The organism is Ureibacillus endophyticus, from assembly GCF_024159215.1.
GTDB classification, from domain to species: domain Bacteria; phylum Bacillota; class Bacilli; order Bacillales_A; family Planococcaceae; genus Ureibacillus; species Ureibacillus endophyticus.
On sequence record NZ_JAMYWW010000002.1, the window covers coordinates 137,612 to 156,280 of the forward strand.

14 protein-coding genes and 1 other annotated feature are annotated in these 18,669 nt (G+C 36.6%); of the genes, 8 read left to right on the forward strand and 6 right to left on the reverse strand.

The annotated features are described in order from the left end of the window. Positions 1-78 precede the first annotated feature (78 nt). Positions 79-1,383 (reverse strand): S-layer homology domain-containing protein, encoded by a 1,305-nt coding sequence (locus tag NKR20_RS19015; RefSeq protein ID WP_253428477.1) that lies wholly within the window; start codon positions 1,381-1,383, stop codon positions 79-81. Positions 1,384-1,686: 303 nt separating this feature from the next. On the opposite strand from NKR20_RS19015, the gene NKR20_RS19020 reads away from it, so the two are divergent. The 8 genes from NKR20_RS19020 to NKR20_RS19055 all read left to right on the forward strand — a co-directional run bounded on the left by NKR20_RS19020 (position 1,687) and on the right by NKR20_RS19055 (position 11,030). Further along, complete coding sequence (locus NKR20_RS19020; RefSeq protein ID WP_253428479.1) at positions 1,687-2,250, forward strand: TetR/AcrR family transcriptional regulator; 564 nt, start codon at positions 1,687-1,689, stop codon at positions 2,248-2,250. Between the two features lie 674 nt (positions 2,251-2,924). Then, complete coding sequence (hutP, locus tag NKR20_RS19025) at positions 2,925-3,368, forward strand: hut operon transcriptional regulator HutP (RefSeq protein ID WP_253428481.1); 444 nt, start codon at positions 2,925-2,927, stop codon at positions 3,366-3,368. 112 nt (positions 3,369-3,480) lie between these two features. Beyond that, positions 3,481-5,019, forward strand: coding sequence for a histidine ammonia-lyase (hutH, locus tag NKR20_RS19030; RefSeq protein ID WP_253428483.1), 1,539 nt, complete (start codon positions 3,481-3,483; stop codon positions 5,017-5,019). Further along, the gene (gene hutU, locus NKR20_RS19035) at positions 5,003-6,676 is read left to right on the forward strand and encodes a urocanate hydratase (protein WP_253428484.1); all 1,674 of its coding nucleotides are present in this window, start codon (positions 5,003-5,005) and stop codon (positions 6,674-6,676) included. The genes hutH and hutU overlap by 17 nt, the downstream gene beginning before the upstream one ends. Positions 6,677-6,678: 2 nt before the next feature. Further along, positions 6,679-7,935: an imidazolonepropionase gene (hutI, locus tag NKR20_RS19040; RefSeq protein ID WP_253428486.1), complete on the forward strand. Its 1,257-nt coding sequence runs from the start codon at positions 6,679-6,681 to the stop codon at positions 7,933-7,935. A gap of 1 nt (position 7,936) precedes the next feature. Beyond that, positions 7,937-8,908 (forward strand): agmatinase family protein, encoded by a 972-nt coding sequence (locus tag NKR20_RS19045; protein WP_253428488.1) that lies wholly within the window; start codon positions 7,937-7,939, stop codon positions 8,906-8,908. A gap of 80 nt (positions 8,909-8,988) precedes the next feature. After that, complete coding sequence (locus NKR20_RS19050; RefSeq protein ID WP_253428490.1) at positions 8,989-9,345, forward strand: hypothetical protein; 357 nt, start codon at positions 8,989-8,991, stop codon at positions 9,343-9,345. 323 nt (positions 9,346-9,668) lie between these two features. Next, entirely contained in the window at positions 9,669-11,030 is a 1,362-nt protein-coding gene (locus NKR20_RS19055) for an IS4 family transposase (protein WP_121215386.1), read from the forward strand. A 482-nt stretch (positions 11,031-11,512) separates the two neighbouring features. Further along, positions 11,513-12,054: a sequence feature (16S ribosomal RNA rRNA prediction is too short), on the reverse strand. Positions 12,055-12,857: 803 nt separating this feature from the next. Here NKR20_RS19055 and hisD read toward each other — a convergent pair. From hisD to NKR20_RS19080, 5 genes are read right to left on the reverse strand one after another with little or no spacing between them, the layout of a single operon-like run. Further along, on the reverse strand, positions 12,858-14,129 hold the full coding sequence (gene hisD, locus NKR20_RS19060; protein ID WP_253428492.1) for a histidinol dehydrogenase: 1,272 nt from the start codon (positions 14,127-14,129) through the stop codon (positions 12,858-12,860). A 15-nt stretch (positions 14,130-14,144) separates the two neighbouring features. Continuing rightward, positions 14,145-15,575, reverse strand: a complete 1,431-nt coding sequence (locus NKR20_RS19065) for an aldehyde dehydrogenase family protein (protein ID WP_253428494.1) — start codon at positions 15,573-15,575, stop codon at positions 14,145-14,147. Between the two features lie 30 nt (positions 15,576-15,605). Then, positions 15,606-16,835 (reverse strand): nuclear transport factor 2 family protein, encoded by a 1,230-nt coding sequence (locus NKR20_RS19070; protein WP_253428496.1) that lies wholly within the window; start codon positions 16,833-16,835, stop codon positions 15,606-15,608. A 20-nt stretch (positions 16,836-16,855) separates the two neighbouring features. Next, positions 16,856-17,698 carry a carbohydrate ABC transporter permease gene (locus NKR20_RS19075; protein WP_253428498.1) on the reverse strand — a complete coding sequence of 281 codons (843 nt, stop codon included), beginning with the start codon at positions 17,696-17,698 and terminating at the stop codon, positions 16,856-16,858. After that, positions 17,695-18,573, reverse strand: coding sequence for a carbohydrate ABC transporter permease (locus tag NKR20_RS19080; RefSeq protein ID WP_253428499.1), 879 nt, complete (start codon positions 18,571-18,573; stop codon positions 17,695-17,697). The genes NKR20_RS19075 and NKR20_RS19080 overlap by 4 nt, the downstream gene beginning before the upstream one ends. Positions 18,574-18,669 lie beyond the last annotated feature (96 nt).

Below are 18,669 nucleotides of genomic sequence, written 5' to 3' on the forward strand. Positions count from 1 at the left end.
CCCATACAACAAACTTAATCATTTTAGTTATCGGTTTTAAAAAGCCGAAGCAACATTTGCCTCGGCTTTCTTTATTATTTATTGTTTATAACGGTCATCCATTGCACGGCTTAAGAAAATAGAAAAATGAGCTCGAGTTAGTGGGTTTTTCGGTTTAAATGTCCCATCTCCGTAACCAGTTGTTATGTTGTTTGTAGCTAATGCAGAAACATATGGATAAGCAGTTGATGATTTAGGCACATCCGAAAATACGGTTGATGATACACCTTTAAGTTTATATGCATTAACAATAATACTTGCCATTTCGCCTCGTGTTAAATTTGCATTTGGATCAAATTTCTTCCCATCAGGTAAGATTCCTTCATCAACAAGTGTTTTAATAGCATCATTTGCCCAATGTTTAGAGATATCCTTATAACTTGTTGCAGGACGGTTTTTAGTACTTAAACCCAATGCTTTAACAACCATTGAAGCGGCTTGTCCTTTTTTTACATAATCATTAGGTCTAAATGTTCCATCGTCATAACCGCCTATGATACCTAAATTAGAAAGAAATGCAATTTCTTTCACCCCACTTGTATTCAGTGTCACATCACTAAATTTCAGCGTATCTACTTCAATTGTATAATCTCTTTCCTCACTTGTGTAATGTTCGACTTTTACATAATAAGTACCCGGTGTTAAATTAAACGTTTTATTCTCTGCATTACTATTTAATAATGTTCTTGCTTCGTCGTAAAGATATACTCTAGCGATTGTTTCACTAGTATACTTAATCCCATATTTTTGTGTTACAGGAACTTCAAATTTATAATAGTCGGGTTGCCATGTTGGATATGTATTATCACTTTCTTGATTTACGTTAGCATGCCCACCCATAGATGTATTTAATGGTAAGTAATTAGCAGTTTCAAATGTATTATTTGGTTCTACTTCAAAGAATTCCCCTTTATCTTGCAGTTGAACATCAAACTTATAATTTGATACCTGATGACTGTATCTTAAGTATAATCTTATAATATACTCACCCTTCGCCAGGGATACCTTTTGAGCAAGTGTGTCTCCAACTGGTTCATCAAAATTTAGTATTTGTTCTCCATCTTTCGAGCTCAAGGTAAACCAGACTTCTTCATTTTTAAGACCACTTACCTTTAAATCTACTAATTGATCTTTATCTAACACTAGTTTAAAGAAATCACTTTCATTAGCACTATCTAGCGTATTTGCAACTGATGCTTTTTGTACTCCATTTAATTCTTTTAGAACTAGTGGTACCGGATTTGTTAATGAGTCATTCAGCAAATCATTTTCTGCTGCTAGAACTGGACTAAAAGAACTTGCCAATAAACTAATCGATAATGATGCTGTAATTATTTTCTTCATTTTTACCCTCCGATTGTACAAAATTCTATTCAATTTTCCTACACTTCTAAATCGATATAATGATTTTTTCACCACAAAACTATCACAATATTAGGAAAATGTAAATGTTCTATTTTTTGCTAAAATCTATCAAAAGTATTGCGTAAAAGAGAACTGCAAAAGAATTTTGAGTTTATTGCGTTTTTAACCCCCACTATTAAATTCGCATTCTAGTACATGCACTTTTTTCGTAAAGTTGCATAAAGTAAGTTCAATGATAGCAATTAGACCGGTTTGCCTAGACCTTCAGAAAGGGGTTCTCAGATGGATACAAAAGCTTTATTGGTAACAGAGGCAACCAAATTATTCTATGCAAACGGATATAAAAGTGTAGGACTTTCTAAAATCATTAATGTGACGAACACCTCTAAGGGATCGTTTTATCATCATTTTCCTAAGGGCAAGGAACAACTACTCATTGCTTGTTTAGAAAAGGTACAACAAGATATCGTCAATGAAATACAACAACATATCATTAAAAATCCAACGTTTAAAGATGCAATCCTTTCGCTTCTTGCAGATTTAATTCAAATGTATGATGAAAAGGGCCAAATTAATGGATACACATTTACCATCATGCTTAGTGAAATAAATGGTGTAAGTGATGAAGTACATGAAAAATGCGGGGACTTATATAGACAAATTGAAGAAGTCTTTTCAATCCAATTACAAAGTAGAGGTCTGTCATTGGAAGTGGCTAAACATCAAGCACTTATGCTTGTGTCTTTAATTGAAGGTAGTATTTTACAGAGCATAATGAAGAGATCATCAGAGCCTATGCGTATCTTGGCTCAGCATATTGATCAGTATATCGGAATTGAAGATTAAGTTTTTTTTTTAGGATTTCCCATGTTCAATTAATGGCAGACTTTTTAATGCTTTTCGTAATGTATCAATAATAGCTATTTAAGCTTTTATTTAATAACCCTCACTTTTATAGAAAGCTGCTTATTTTTGAATAAGTGGCTTTTTATTATGTTTGATTTTGATGTAATACTGAATTGTAATACTTGGATGTAATACTTATACGTAATACTGTTTTGAAACACTTATACGTAATACTGTTTTGGAATACTTAGATGTAATACTTACACATAATACTAATTTGGAATACTTGGATGTAATACTTATACATAATACTGTTTCGGAATATTTGAATGTAATACTTATACGTAATACTGAATAGTAAAACTTAAATGTATTAATGAAGTGTGACACTGAACCTAGCCCGTTTAATACAGGGTAAGTGTAATACTAAATTTGCTTTTCTGCATTTTTATTTCGTCCACCGAATATAATAATAAGTAATTTTGAACCCTATATTTCCATATTCTCTCTACCTTTGAAACCGGAAGCCCCCGTGTTCGCAATGGTCAAGTTTATTAAACTTAAAAAAATTCTCGTTGACACGCATTTTTCAAGCGTTTACAATCAAGTTAGCTATTAGACTTTAGAATATTAAGAGAATTTTTTTATTAGTTAAATGGAAAGAGTTGTTTAAGATGGCATTAAATAAAGACCGCCGTATAGGTAAACATGCTATTTTACTATTGCTTTCAGATGACCCGAACGAATATCTCGGCGTAATCGAGCAGTTAAACTGGAAAAGCTGTACCGGGAAAGTTGGATCGATGGATTCACAAAAGGTCGTTGCTGCGATAGAAACAGCAGCGAAGAAAAACGGGGTTATCAATTCAGATATTTATCGTGAATCTCACGCGTTGTACCACGCCATTATCGAAGCATTAAATGGCATCACAAGAGGTCAAGTGCAAATTGGGTCTGTCTTAAGAACAGTTGGTTTATCCTTCGCTGTTTTACGAGGAAACCCTTATGACGATGAGCGTGAAGGAGACTGGGTTGCGGTTTCCCTATATGGAACAATTGGCGCACCCGTTAGAGGTTCTGAACATGAAACGATTGGTTTAGGCATTAATCATATATAAGTTGCCCATAGTATTTTAGATAAATAGGGGGCTATATCAAGAAATCACTTTTTTAGTGGTTCTCTTTGGTATAGCCTCCTTTTCTATTGGGCTCATTAAAGGAGGACTAAAGATGGTCATATTAAATGGTCAAACACTAACTTTTGACGATGTACGAAAGGTTTTATTTGATGGAGAAAAAGTTACTTATTCAGATGAAAGTATAAAAAAAGTGCAAGAAAGTCGCAAAGCCGTTGAAAAAATTGTCTCCGAGGAGCGTATCGTATATGGAATCACAACAGGCTTTGGAAAATTTAGTGATGTGTTTATCGGCAAAAAAGATGTAGAAGCACTTCAACTGAATTTAATCCGTTCCCATGCTTGCGGCGTTGGCGAACCATTTCCTGAGATTGTGTCACGGGCTATGATTCTCCTTCGTGCAAACGCATTATTAAAAGGCTTTTCTGGCGTACGTCCTGTTGTGATTGAAAGATTATTAGAATTATTAAATGCTGGGATCCATCCAGTCATCCCTCAACAAGGCTCTCTCGGTGCAAGTGGTGATTTAGCGCCACTTTCCCATTTGGCACTTGTGTTAATCGGTGAAGGAGAGGTCTTTTATAAAGGGGAAAAAACATCAGCGAGTGACGCATTAAAGAAAGAATCCATTTTCCCGATTACCCTAACAGCAAAAGAAGGGTTAGCACTCATTAATGGAACGCAAGCCATGACGGCAATGGGGGTTGTCGCTTACCTAGAAGCAGAAAAATTAGCGTACCAATCAGAACTCATTGCATCCGTGACAATTGAAGGCCTTCGTGGCATTATTGATGCCTTTGATGAAGACATTCAACTTGCCCGTGGTTATAAAGAACAAGTAGAAGTTGCAGAGCGTATTCGCAATTACTTAGCAGATAGTTCTTTAACAACAAAGCAAGGCGAACTTCGCGTTCAAGATGCCTATTCCATTCGCTGTATCCCACAAGTGCATGGTGCAACATGGCAGGCACTAAATTACGTGAAAGAAAAATTAGAAATTGAAATGAATGCGGCAACGGATAATCCTTTAATTTTTGACGATGGCGAAAAAGTATTATCTGGTGGGAACTTCCACGGCCAACCAATTGCATTTGCGATGGACTTCCTTGCGATTGCCGTAGCGGAATTAGCTAACATTTCAGAACGACGAATTGAACGTCTGGTGAACCCGCAATTAAATGATTTGCCTCCATTTTTAAGTCCTCAACCAGGCTTACAATCAGGGGCAATGATTATGCAGTATGTAGCAGCATCCCTTGTATCAGAAAATAAAACATTAGCACACCCAGCAAGTGTTGATTCGATTCCATCCTCTGCGAACCAAGAAGACCACGTAAGTATGGGAACAATCGGCTCAAGACATGCATATCAAGTGATTACCAATACTCGTCGCGTGTTATCGATTGAAGCCATCTGTGGACTACAAGCGGCACAATACCGTGGCGTAGACAAAATGGCATCACACACACGTAAGTTTTTAGAAAGTGCAAGAAATATTGTTCCTTCCATTAATGCCGACCGAGTATTTTCTAAAGATATTGAAGCAATGAATGCTTGGTTAAAAATAGAATCTTTCGAGTTTGGAAAAAAAGTATCTCAACTAGGGGGAAATGAAAATGAAAGCAACAACTAATCAAAAAGTAATTCGTTATACAGAAACACAACTACATACGAAAGGCTGGCAACAAGAGGCCGTACTTCGTATGTTAATGAATAACTTAGACCCAGAGGTAGCAGAAAGACCTGAAGACTTAGTCGTTTATGGCGGTATTGGAAAAGCAGCTCGTAACTGGGATTCATTTGATGCGATTGTGAAATCCATTAAAGAACTAGAAAATGATGAAACATTACTAATTCAATCAGGTAAACCGGTTGCGATTTTTAGAACACATTCTGATGCACCTCGTGTTCTTCTTGCAAACTCAAACATTGTACCAGCTTACGCAAATTGGGAAACATTCCACGAGCTCGACAAAAAAGGGCTTATGATGTATGGCCAAATGACAGCAGGTAGTTGGATTTATATCGGCTCTCAAGGAATTGTTCAAGGAACTTACGAAACATTTGCGGAGTTAGCGAAACAACACTTTAACGGTTCACTAAAAGGCACAATCACTGTTACAGCTGGATTAGGTGGTATGGGTGGTGCTCAACCACTTGCGGTAACGATGAACGGAGGCGTATGTATCGCCATTGAAGTAGATGAATCACGAATTGACCGTCGAATTGAAACACGTTACACAGATGTAAAAGCCTATTCGTTAGATGAAGCCATTCAATTAGCGGAAGAAGCAAAGAAAGAAGGCAATGCGTTATCCATCGGTTTATTAGGAAATGCAGCTGAGATTCTTCCGGAAATGATTAAACGAAACTTCATTCCTAATGCTTTAACAGACCAAACATCAGCTCACGATCCACTGAACGGGTATGTTCCTGTAGGGATGACTTTAGAAGAAGCAGCGAAGTTACGAAGCGAAAACCCAGCAGAATATGTAAAACGTTCAAAAGCATCAATGGCTACACATGTAAAAGCAATGCTTGAGATGATGAATAAAGGTGCGATTACATTTGACTATGGAAACAACATTCGTCAAGTTGCGAAAGATGAGGGCGTAGAAAATGCATTCGACTTCCCAGGTTTCGTACCAGCTTATATTCGCCCACAATTCTGCGAAGGAAAAGGACCTTTCCGTTGGGTAGCACTATCAGGAGATCCGGAAGATATTTATAAAACTGACCAAGCAATTTTACGTGAATTCAGTGACAACAAACATTTATGCAACTGGATTCGCATGGCACAAGACAAAATCCAATTCCAAGGCCTTCCTTCCCGCATTTGCTGGCTAGGCTATGGCGAACGCGCTCGTTTTGGAAAAATCATTAACGACATGGTTGCAAGCGGCGAACTAAAAGCGCCAATCGTTATTGGTCGTGACCACTTAGATTCAGGTTCCGTTGCTTCTCCAAACCGTGAAACAGAAGCAATGAAAGACGGTTCTGATGTTGTGGCAGACTGGCCAATTTTAAATGCTTTAGTTAACGCTGTCGGTGGAGCTACTTGGGTTTCTGTACATCATGGTGGTGGCGTTGGTATGGGGTATTCCCTACATGCAGGAGTTGTTATTGTTGCAGACGGAACGAAAGAAGCAGAGGCACGTATCGAGCGAGTATTAACAACAGATCCAGGAATGGGTGTCGTTCGTCACGCAGATGCTGGTTATGAATTGGCACAAAAAACAGCTCGTGAAAAAGGAATTAAGATGCCAATGCTTGATAAAGGAGCGGAATAGTCATGACAAAACCAATCTGGATTAAACATGCAGCACAATTAGCGACCCTTGCTTCTGAAAAATCAGGTCCACGCATCAAAGAAGAAATGTCTAATCTAGGGTTAATTGAAGACGGCAGCCTATGGATTGAAGATGGCATTATTCAAGCGGTAGGAACGACAAAAGAGCTAGAAGAACGCTACTTTAACAAACTCCATCAAGCTGAAATTGTCGATGCCTCAAACCATTTAGTTACTCCTGGATTAGTAGACCCTCATACACATGTTGTGTATGGGGGTAGCCGGGAGCATGAATTTGAAATGCGCCTTGAAGGGGCAACCTACATGGACATTATGGATGCAGGTGGCGGCATTCATGCGACGACTCGTATGACAAGAGAAGCAACAGAAGAAGAACTAATCGCACAAACAACACGTCGACTTGATTCATTCCTAGCCCATGGTGTCACTACCATTGAAGGAAAAAGTGGTTATGGCATGAACCTTGAAACCGAGCTGAAGCAATTACGTGTCATGAAAAAGCTACAAGAACAACATCCGATTGATATCGTCCCGACCTTTATGGGTGCTCATGCGGTACCACCTGAATTTAAAGGGCGTGAGGATGAATATGTCGATCATTTAATTCAAGACATGTTACCTGTAGTAGCTACGGAAAAACTAGCAGAATTTAATGATGTCTTCTGTGAAAAGGGCGTATTCACACCTGAACAATCGGAGCGCATTTTAGAAGCAGGTAAACGCTTTGGGTTAACACCGAAAATCCATGCCGATGAAATTGAACCGTATGGAGGAGCGGAAATAGCCGCAAAAATCGGGGCCATTTCAGCAGAACATTTGTTAAAAGCATCTGATGAAGGAATTCAAGCCATGGCGAAAGCCGGAACAATCGCTTGTTTACTACCAGCAACTGCCCTCTATTTGCGAGAAGAAGCGGCTAAGGGGCGAAAAATAATTGACGAAGGTGTAGCTGTAGCAATTTCTACCGATTGCAATCCTGGTTCCTCACCAACGACATCGATGCCATTAGTGATGAACTTAGCTTGCATCTCAATGCGTCTCACTCCTGCTGAAAGCTTAACCGCTGCAACGTACAATGCGGCTTGCGCAATCAATCGCCAGGATTTAGTCGGCTCCCTTGAAGTCGGAAAACAAGCCGACATCGTATTATGGAATACGAAAAACTATCAAGAACTACAATATTTATTTGGGGTCAACCATGTGAAGGCTGTTTGGAAAAAAGGTATAAAGGTGGTATGAAATGAAGAAACATTATCTTCAAGAACCTGAGTGGTCATGGAATCTTCCAGGAGAACAACCACCAACCTATGTACATCATTGGGTGCAACAACTAAGAAACACTAACAATACACCTGACATGATACTTTACGGAGCCCCAATATCACGATCTTCTATTAGTGTATCGGGGGCTTCCCTTTATCCAACGGAGTTTCGTCGATTATGGAAAAATTTTGCGACCTATAATTTGGATGAAGATGTTGATTTAATTCCCTATAACGTAGCTGATGCTGGGGATGTATCCATGCACACAACGGATATTCTTTTATCCCATCAACGGATTCAAGAGTCTACTACATATTTAGTAGAGAACTATCCAAACACAACTACTTGTATGATTGGTGGCGACCATTCTACAACGGCCTGTGCAGTTCGTGGAATTAAGGAAGCATACCCAGAAGAAACGATTGGCATCCTTCAGCTGGATACCCATCTCGACGTGCGAGATCCAAAAGAATTGGGACCTGCAAACGGAACACCAATCAGGCAATTAATTGATGGAGACATTGTAAAGGGCGAACATGTTATCAATATTGGATTGCATGGCTACTTTAATGCAAAGCCCCTCATTGATTATGCAAAAGAACACAAAATTCAAATGGTGACAATAAAGCAAGCTCGTAAAAAAGGATTAATCAAAACCATTCAAAAAGCGCTTAATGATTTATCATCAAAGGTAGATCGGATTTATGTCACTGTAGATATGGATGTACTCGATATTTCACTTGCACCAGGGGTCCCCGCCTCTACTCCAGGGGGCATGACGACGATTGAACTCTTTGATAGTTTACTAGAAATCGGCCGTCACCCAGTTGTAAACCATATCGATTTTGTTTGCCTCGACCCAAGCAAAGATTCAGCGGTTGCTGAAACTGTGAAAACTGGCGTGTATGCATGGTTACAATTTGTGACGGGGAGAATTTTACAAGACTAGAACATCAAACGCTTTTCTCAAAAGTAGAAAGGCGTTTTTCTTTTTGAAATGGTAAAGTATTGATTAGGAGGAATACAAACATGAAATACATCACTTTACTTTTAGCCCTTTGTTTTACCATACTATTTGCTTATGATTATTTTCCCGCTGCACAACAAATCGTAAAACTGCCAGTTTCCTTACTGGTTATCCTAATGATCGGACTTATCTTAATCAGTTTATTGTTTAGTAAAAATAAAAACTTAGATAAAAAATCCGTTTTAAAATGGAAAGTATGGGTTACGGCGTATATTATTTTGTTGATGATTGTCTTCACTGCCTTAGGAGGACATTCACAATCGGGAATTTCTTTTAATAATACCTTTTTCTGGATTGTGATGTTAATTGCGGTGATGGATATCTTTTCTGATTGGAAAAAGTTAAAGCGTACCCAGTAAATCAAAGCTTTTCGAGTGTTATGTAATATTTGAATGTAATATTAGTATTTTTAATTAATGTTATGAGGATTAACACTAATAATAATCTAGCATCATTAATTAGTAACTTTATTTATAAATTAATATTAATATTAATGATAATGTTAATATTAATATCTCAAACTTCGCACATAAATAATTAGGTTCAATAGTTGATGCTATTTGGTTCTTCTCGATTTCAATAAGAACCTTGACATACTTTTTTTAGATACAAAAAACACCTCATTCTTTGGTATAGTGGATTTGTCGAGAATACACTACCAAACAGAAGAGGTGCTTCCATTATGATAGAGCATAATGACCAAAATAATCAACTACCAAAAGAATTAAAATCTGTGTTTCGTGAATTAGAGATCGTGAAACATCTTCGAAAAGCCGGTATTACTAAGAAGTTTGGCTTTACAACTTCCTATTTGTTTCAACTTGTTTTTTGTTTAATCTTTCATCATAAGAGTTGGTTCACCCTTTTAAATTCAAAGAAGGGAGACCGTTACCCTGCAAAGGACTCTGTTTATCGTTTCATGAATCATTCCAAGTTTGCATGGCGTCGCTTTTTAACGTATTTAAGTGTGCATGCCATTCAAAAGGTCGATCAACTGACGGATGTAACGCGTCCAAAAGTGTTGATCATTGACGATTCTATGTTTGATCGGAATCGGAGTAAAAAGGTAGAACTTCTTGCGCGTTGTATGGATCATTCATCTTTAACGAAACGCTTCTATAAAGGGTTTCGTATGCTTACTTTGGGTTGGTCGGATGGCTTTACATTTATGCCACTTGACTTCACGTTACTGAGTTCAAAAAATGCACAAATTAATGGGATTTCCGAGAATATTGACAAGCGTTCTTCCGGCTATAAACGACGTGTAGAAGCGTTGGAATCTGCTCCTACCGTTATTCCCAGTATGCTTGAAAGAGCATTACAAGCAGGTGTTTCCGCTGATTATGTGTTAATGGATACATGGTTTACGCAACAACCTCTTATTCAATCCATCGTTGAACTCGGTCTTGACGTCATTGGCATGGTGAAGGCAACGAATCAACGCTATTTGGTGAACGATCAAAGGCTATCTCTGAAAGAACTATACAAAGTTGCCACACCTGTTTCTGGCAAGAAAGGCATCATGCGATCGATTCAAACTACTATGGCAAATGGCATTCAAGTAAAGGTCGTGTTTATTCAAAACCGCAATAAAAAGAGCGAATGGCTTGCGATTCTCAGCACCGATTGTACGCTTTCTGAACAAGAAATCGTCCGTATCTATGGCATGCGTTGGGATATTGAAGTCTTTTTCAAGACGACAAAATCCCTATTACGCCTTCAGAAAGAATTTCAAGGCATATCGTATGATTTACTCATTAGCCACACAACGGTTGTGTTTTCCAGATACATCGTCTTGTCCTGGCAAAATCGTTGCCATAACGATCAACGAACATTAGGTGGCATTTTTTATGAATTATGTGATGAAGTCAACGAACTGGATTGGGCTGTCGCGTTACAGCAATTAATCGAGCTTCTTGAAGATGCCCTAAAAAAGACAAATAAAACAATCCAAAAATTAATCAAAAGTCAACTACAGCAGTGGATTAACGGTCTGCCTAACTATATCAAGGCTTATTTGTCGATTTTAGTCTGCGAAGTTTGAGTTAATATCTATTCCTTAATTTATTTCTTATTATTGTATTTGCCCCCAGGACATTATCGATAAGCAACAGTACTCAACCATTCATAACCTATTATTAAAAAAAGTGATTCATTTCTCTAATTCTGTATCTTCTATAACGATATTATAATCTAGTAAAAACTTCCACAAACTACTTTTAATTCTTTTGAAGCTTTTATCAAATAGATAGTAGCTGGTATAAAGAATCATGCATATGTCCACTTAATTTAGTAATAGAATACTAATGTTATTTCATAATAATATAAATCAAATTCAGTTACTTCCTTAATTCTTTTGCCACTATAATTCTAGTAGTACAACAATTATTTATCATTTTCCTGAAATGTTTTCATGTTAACTTCTATACAAAATTACCACTAGAATAATTCGATTTCTAGAAATGTTTTTGACATTATAATTAACTCTAAATCAAAATTAATGGTTAAATTAAAATTGATGTATGTAAGTTAGTTTGTTCTATTAGTGTGGCTAAATATTTCATTCACTACTATATTAATAATTGCAGCACTAAGGGGCGGAACCCCCTAAGACTTAGCACTGTGTGGACTACCAGGGTATCTAATCCTGTTTGCTTCCAACTCTTTCGCGACTCAGCATCAGTTACAGAACAGAAAGTCGCCCTGCGCCACTGGTATTCCTCCAAATCTCTACGCATTTCACCGCTACACTTGAAATTCCACTTTCCTCTTCTGCACTCAAGTCCTCCAGTTTCCAATGCCCCTCCACGGTTAAGCCGTGGGCTTTCACATCAAACTTAAAGGACCACCTGCGCGCGCTTTACGCTCAATATTTCCGGACAAAGCTTGCCACCTACGTATTACCTCGGCTGCTAAAGTAGTTAACCGTAGCTTTCTAATAAGGTACAGTTGTTTCTCCAATTTAATTAACATTTAATTTAACATTAATATTAATACTTTAGATAACAAAAACATTAACTAATTTTATATTTGCTTTTGCTCTTGAGGTGGCCTGGCCTATTCATTTTGACTACGTTATTTAACACTAGCAGTCAAAATTGTTAATCAAACTATTAATACATGTTGCTAATACTATTTCACTCCCAACCAATCGTCTAGAGCTAGCTATATAGATGAACAGTTTTTAGCAGAGCCCGAAATCAGACAAAGTGGATATAGATGAACTTGTTTTCCGTAATGAAGATTTTGAAGCTCTTGTATAAATCAACTAAGCAAAATAACATTTTTATATAAAAATACAGGGATGAAGAGGACAAGTTATATGTCCTCTTCTTTTTTAAAATAGGTGTTTACATAATAATGCAGTGTGGAAACAGTTATCTTCTACACCGTTTGTCCCGGCTCGCCCCTTTGCATATATTATTATTTACATATATGCGTATATGCAAAAAAGAAAAACCTTTATATATCAAGGTTTCTCTTTTAAACTTCATATAAAAAATCATCAACATTGAACCACGAATACTAAGTAGCCGAAAAACGTTCATCTAACATTTCATAAATCGTATCCAGAACTTTGCCTTCAAGCTACTTAACTTCACTATAAATTTCATGATCAGGGATCCCGTCAAAAAAAATCCCTTAACGTTGTAAATTAGCATTTTTCTGACGGAACCCCTAGATACAAATAAAATAATTAAACAGTTTGCTATACAGGCCTAAGAAAAAATATTTTCTACGGAGAAAAATTTAAAATACTAGAACACCACTCCTCAAATGTGCGGCATAATTCTAAAATATTAAAAAACTGCATTAAGAATAGAAAATTCTATTTTTAATGCAGTTTATAGTGGGAATGGAATGTGTTATATTATTTCACTTCATTTAATGATGCTAAACGACAAGTTGCAGAAAGTTTATGTCCTTCTAAGCCCTCAATTTCAGACTGTTGTGATGCGTGTTGAGCTAAGAAATCTACACCAATTCCTGTAATTTTTTGATGCGTTTGCACTTTAACGTAGCTACCTACCCAAAGACCGCCTGTATAAGTAGCTGCCTTCATAGTTGGAAGGGTATGATTTGTCCCTGAAACTTTATCAGAAAATACCACTGAGCTATCTTCACCAATAAATAATGATCCGTAGTTTCTTAGTTTTTCTACATATTCATCTGCATTTTTCAAATGAATATGTAAATGTTCACTTGCGTAAACATTGCATACCTCTATAGATTCCTCAACAGATTCTGTCAAAATCACTTCTCCATAATCTTGCCACGAAACATGGGCTGGAGAATCTGCTGCAAAATCGATAAGTATTTCTTTCACTTCTTTTATAACTTCTTGTGCCAATTCATTAGAATTTGTCACAAAAATGGCTCTTGCATTCGGATCGTGTTCAGCTTGGGCTAATAAATCAGCTGCAATTTTGAATGCATTACCATGTTCGTCAGCCATAACCATTACTTCACTTGGGCCTGCAATTAAATCAATACCAACTTTCCCAAACACTTGTTTTTTTGCTTCAGCTACAAATTTATTACCTGGTCCTGAAATCATATTAACGGCTGGGACTGTTTCTGTACCATATGCCATGGCTGCAATAGCTTGAGCACCGCCTATAGCAAAAATATCAGTTGCTCCAGATTTCACCAATCCATATAGTACGGCCGGATGAATACCTCCTTTGTAATTTGCTGGACTACACGCTACAATTCTTTTTACCCCTGCTACTTTGGCAGGAGCAACGACCATAGGACCTGAAGATAAAAGTGGAAATCTCCCCCCTGGTACATAGGCACCTACTTTATCAATTGGTACAATTCGATGTCCCATTTGAATGCCTTCTCCAAATTCAGCTTCAAAAGGTTGTAGACACTTTAACTGAGCTTCGGCAAAGGCACTTACTCGTTCTACTACGCGATCGATTAAAATTTTCGTTTCCTCTGTTAATTGTAAAATACTAGCATCTATTTCCTCTTGGGTTACACGGAATGGTCGGTTAGATGCACCGAATTTTTCTTCATACTTTAAAACAGCTGCATCTCCATTTTCTCTAACATCATTCAGAATGTCTTTGACAATTGCAGATACTTCTTCTAGTGATTTCTCACTCGTTACTTTCGATGTTTTTACATAGATCATTCAATTCACCTTTGCTTATCCTATAGTTTTTTTCATTGCGATAAATCTTAAATCTGTCATTTCTTCAATTGCAAACTTAATTCCTTCTCGCCCATATCCACTCTGTTTTACGCCTCCATATGGCATATTATCTACTCTAAAAGAAGGGATATCATTAATAATTAATGAACCTGTCTCAATTTCATCAGAAACTAATAAAGCATCCGATAAACTTTGAGTGTAGATACCAACGTTCAATCCATACTTAGATTCATTTACCATATTAATTGCGTCCTCTAAATTCTTATATGGTATAATGGAAACAATTGGAGCAAAAGTTTCTTGACATACAATTTTCATTTGAGAAGACGCATTCAATACCACTGTAGGAGCCATAATACGTTCTGTAAATGTTCCACCAGTTGCCACTTCTGCACCCATTTTTATTGCTTCATTTAACCATTCTTTTAAACGTTGAACTTCTGTTGGATGGATCATTGCCGAAACATCTGTCATTTCATTAGCTGGGTCTCCAATTACTAATTTATTTGTCTCATCTACAAAAGATTGAACAAATTCTTGATAAATAGATTCATGTACATAAATTCTTTGTAAAGAAATACATACTTGTCCAGCAAAATTAAATGCACTGTTGACTATTCTTGATATTACTTGTTGAATAGGCGTACCCGGTTCAACAATCAAAGCTGAATTAGAACCTAACTCTAATGTCAATTTTCTCAACCCAACTTTTTCTTTAATCGCTAAACCAACTTTTTCACTACCTGTAAACGTCACTTTTTTCACATACTCATGTGTGATGAGACTTTCACTCAATTCACTTCCAGAACCTGTAACTATTTGTAATACGCCATCTGGTAATCCTGCTTCTTTAAAGACTTCAGCCATAAATAAAGCACTTAAAGGTGTTTGATTTGCTGGTTTGAGTACAACCGTATTACCAACAGCAAATGCTGGTCCTAATTTATGGGCAACTAAATTGAATGGGAAGTTAAAAGGTGTAATTGCTGAAACAACACCTAAAGGAACGCGCTTTGTATAACCCATATAACCCTTACCTGTTGGTGCAGCATCTAATGGTACGGTTTCCCCACTCGGTTGCTTTGCACCTTCAGCAGCAAATAGATAGGTTGAAATCGTTCGTTCTGCCTCAGCTAAAGCTGCTTTATATGGTTTTCCCGCTTCTTTAACTAAAATAGAAACCATTTCCTGCTTACGTCGTTCTAAAATATTAACTACTTTATATAAAATTTGAGCCCTTTCATAAGCACTTGTCTTTTTGAACGTTTGAAACGTTTGATGAGCAACTTCAATTGCACGATTAACATCATCTTTTGATGCTTTCGCTATATTTGCCAAGAGCTTTCCATCATATGGAGAATAAAGCTCATAGGTTTTTTCAGTTGATTCCCATTGACCATTTATCCAAATTCGTGTAGTTTCCATCTGCATCTCCTCAGATTCCATCAATAAGTTTTACGATACACCTGCAAAATTTCCATCTTCAATTACAATTTCATCTTTCACATCTTCAACTTCTGTATAGATTTGTCTTAACACTTCAATCCCATCAAATAAAAAGTGTTCATCGACAATTTTTTTATTTCGGATCTTATAATGATTAATCCCGCAAATTTCAATGAACTTACCAGATGGGGCACCAAAATATCCCATTCCTTCATGTACACCTTGTAGTCTCCATCGCACTGCAACATCCCAGTCATACTCATTATCTCGTTTGTTGCACGTAATACGCTCTAAGACGAGTTTCGCGTTTGGTACAGAAGCAAACAAACTAATATACATTCCTTGAATTTCATTGAAACCTACTAAATCTTTATTGCATACGTAATGAACAACTGCATTTTCCTCATAACATTCACGGACAAAATTAATTGATCTTCTCTCCCAAATCCGGTTAAACATGAATAACATGAAATTACCAACTTCCCACTCTTCTAAATCAATATCGAGAAGTTTCGGTGGTAAGCCCATTTCAGCAGTTTCTGGTAATCCAAACTGTATTGGCGGTGATAAAGTAACTGCGCTTTTTGCAAATTTTTTAGCTACCTCTACAGGGTCGATTCCTAATTGCTGTACTAAATGATAAGTATCCATAACTAACCATTCTTCATAAATCTTATTTTCTTTTATTAAACAATCTGCAGAGGTGCGGAAAATAACTTTTTTACCAGTGGCTTTCCCATATGCACTATCTCCCGCATTTGTTGCATATGATTTACCACGATGCGAAGTGAAAAAGCCCTCTTCATCGTTACCCGACCAAATAACGCTCCAACCTAATCCTTTTCTATCAGGGAAGGCCTGCAGTGTTTGTAATGTCCCTGAAATAACCTCATTAATTCCATGAGAATTAATTAAACCTTTATGAACGGAAATACTCGTACTATACGTATCGTAAATAAGCCCAATATCTTTTTCTTTCCAAATTTGACGCGTAATTTTAACAATATAATCAACAATGTTGTTATACTCTTCGTTAAATCCCTTCATACTCTGCTTTTTAATCTGCTTTGTATCCAGGGACATATAATCTTCATCATCACGATGGTCAATCATGTTTACATCTGCTGTATCTGCATAATAAATGCTATGATCATATATTCGTTTTTTACTAGTTAGTGCGGGTTTAGACTGCACTACTGTTGCTTTTTTCTTTTCTTGTTGTGTTAACTCTTTTTCCATTTCTTTCACCACTTCTCTAATTATTTGACGCTACCAGATGTCATACCTTGAACAAATTGTTTTCTCACCAATAACATAAAGATAACTGTCGGCAACATGAAAATAATTCCTGCTGCAGCCATTTGATTCCAAATAACACCTTTCTCTCCATTAAAGAACGATAATGCGATTGGAAGTGTAACGGCCTCTTTTTGTGTTAAGATTAGTGCAAACATAAATTCGTTCCACGTAATTACAAAACAGAATACTGTTGCTGTAATAATTCCTGGAAGAGCTGTTGGAATCAATATTTTTGTAATAATTTGAAATCTATTAGCACCATCTATTGCAGCAGCTTCTTCAATATCTACAGGTACCCGATCGATAAACCCTTTTATTAACCAAATAGCGTAAGGAATTGTATGTCCTAAATTCACGATAATCAAAGCAATAGTTGTATCAATCATACCTAAATTCCTAAAAATTAAGAAAAGAGGAATTAAATTAACTACTAAAGGAATAAACTGTGTTGCCAAAATTGCAAACATAAATACTTGCTTTCCACGCATTTGGAAACGTGACAATGCGTATGCTGCTAAAATACTGACCGGAATTGTAATTAATAAAGTAGCAAACACTACCCATACACTATTAAAATAGTATTTACCAATGTTAAATTCTTGGCTAAATAAGTATTGAAAGTTCTCTAAAACTGGCTTAAAAAACACTGTAAAGTTATAAGAGTCCCCTTCTGTTTTAAAAGCTGTTAATACAATCCAAAGAATAGGTACAAATAAAAATAAGAGGATTGCAAACACGCCAAAATACTTTAGAAGACCAATCGTGTTGACCCTTTTTTTCTGATTCATTTTTACTGTCGTCAACTCCAATCATCTCCTTTCGATAATTTACGCATGTAAATAACAACAAATACAATTGTAATCATCGCTAAAATATAACCTAGTGCTGCAGAATAACCCATATCGAAGTATCTGAAGGCATTCTTATAAATGAAGAAATTCAATACTTCAGTAGAATTCCCTGGTCCACCTTGAGTTAACGTTACAACTGGATCGAATACTTTTAATGTAAACATTGTCATTAAAATAGATGAAATTAAAATAATCGGTTTCATCAATGGTAATGTAATCTTATAAAGTGTTTGTAATCGCGTAGCACCATCTACTTTCGCTGCTTCATAAACCTCATCTGGAATGCCAATTAAACCACTAATAAACATTAGGCTCATGAACGGCAACCAAATCCAAACTGTTACTGAAATTAAAGCTAAGAGGGACGTAAAGCTTGTTCCTAACCAGACAATATCTTGCAAAAAGGGAAATAAAGTTCCTGCAATTTTGTGGAACAATCCATATTCTGGATTTAGCATAAATTTCCAAGAATACCCTACTAGAGCTGGACTAATAGCAAAGGGAATAATTATTATTGCACGAACAAACTGTAAAAACTTACTGTTGCCACTTAACAGTAAAGCTACTAAGAAACTTAGGACTAATGTTATTACCACAGTGCTCACTACGAATACTAGAGTAATAAATACACTGTTCCAGAAATACTTATCTGAAAATGCCCTCGTATAATTTTCTATCCCTACAAAATCTCCCATTTCCACAGACTTTTTTAAATCCCAATCATGTAAGCTGATCCAAAACGAATTTAAAAGCGGGTAAATTGTGATAACAGAAATTAAAATGAGAGCAGGGGCTAGTAGTAAATATTTGATGCGCTCATTATTCATCTTGAACCTCTTTTCTTTTATACGTGACTAGCACCTATAAAATCGTTTGAATTAGATGAAAATGTACAAGTGTACAAAGAAAGATTAATGCACTCT

What these genes read in the sequence shown, in the direction of transcription:
- NKR20_RS19015 (WP_253428477.1), bottom strand. Translation starts at nt 1,383, where the DNA reads ATGAAGAAAATAATTACAGCATCATTATCGATTAGTTTATTGGCAAGT.
- NKR20_RS19020 (WP_253428479.1), top strand. Translation starts at nt 1,687, where the DNA reads ATGGATACAAAAGCTTTATTGGTAACAGAGGCAACCAAATTATTCTAT.
- hutP (WP_253428481.1), top strand. Translation starts at nt 2,925, where the DNA reads ATGGCATTAAATAAAGACCGCCGTATAGGTAAACATGCTATTTTACTA.
- hutH (WP_253428483.1), top strand. Translation starts at nt 3,481, where the DNA reads ATGGTCATATTAAATGGTCAAACACTAACTTTTGACGATGTACGAAAG.
- hutU (WP_253428484.1), top strand. Translation starts at nt 5,003, where the DNA reads ATGAAAGCAACAACTAATCAAAAAGTAATTCGTTATACAGAAACACAA.
- hutI (WP_253428486.1), top strand. Translation starts at nt 6,679, where the DNA reads ATGACAAAACCAATCTGGATTAAACATGCAGCACAATTAGCGACCCTT.
- NKR20_RS19045 (WP_253428488.1), top strand. Translation starts at nt 7,937, where the DNA reads ATGAAGAAACATTATCTTCAAGAACCTGAGTGGTCATGGAATCTTCCA.
- NKR20_RS19050 (WP_253428490.1), top strand. Translation starts at nt 8,989, where the DNA reads ATGAAATACATCACTTTACTTTTAGCCCTTTGTTTTACCATACTATTT.
- NKR20_RS19055 (WP_121215386.1), top strand. Translation starts at nt 9,669, where the DNA reads ATGATAGAGCATAATGACCAAAATAATCAACTACCAAAAGAATTAAAA.
- hisD (WP_253428492.1), bottom strand. Translation starts at nt 14,129, where the DNA reads ATGATCTATGTAAAAACATCGAAAGTAACGAGTGAGAAATCACTAGAA.
- NKR20_RS19065 (WP_253428494.1), bottom strand. Translation starts at nt 15,575, where the DNA reads ATGGAAACTACACGAATTTGGATAAATGGTCAATGGGAATCAACTGAA.
- NKR20_RS19070 (WP_253428496.1), bottom strand. Translation starts at nt 16,835, where the DNA reads ATGGAAAAAGAGTTAACACAACAAGAAAAGAAAAAAGCAACAGTAGTG.
- NKR20_RS19080 (WP_253428499.1), bottom strand. Translation starts at nt 18,573, where the DNA reads ATGAATAATGAGCGCATCAAATATTTACTACTAGCCCCTGCTCTCATT.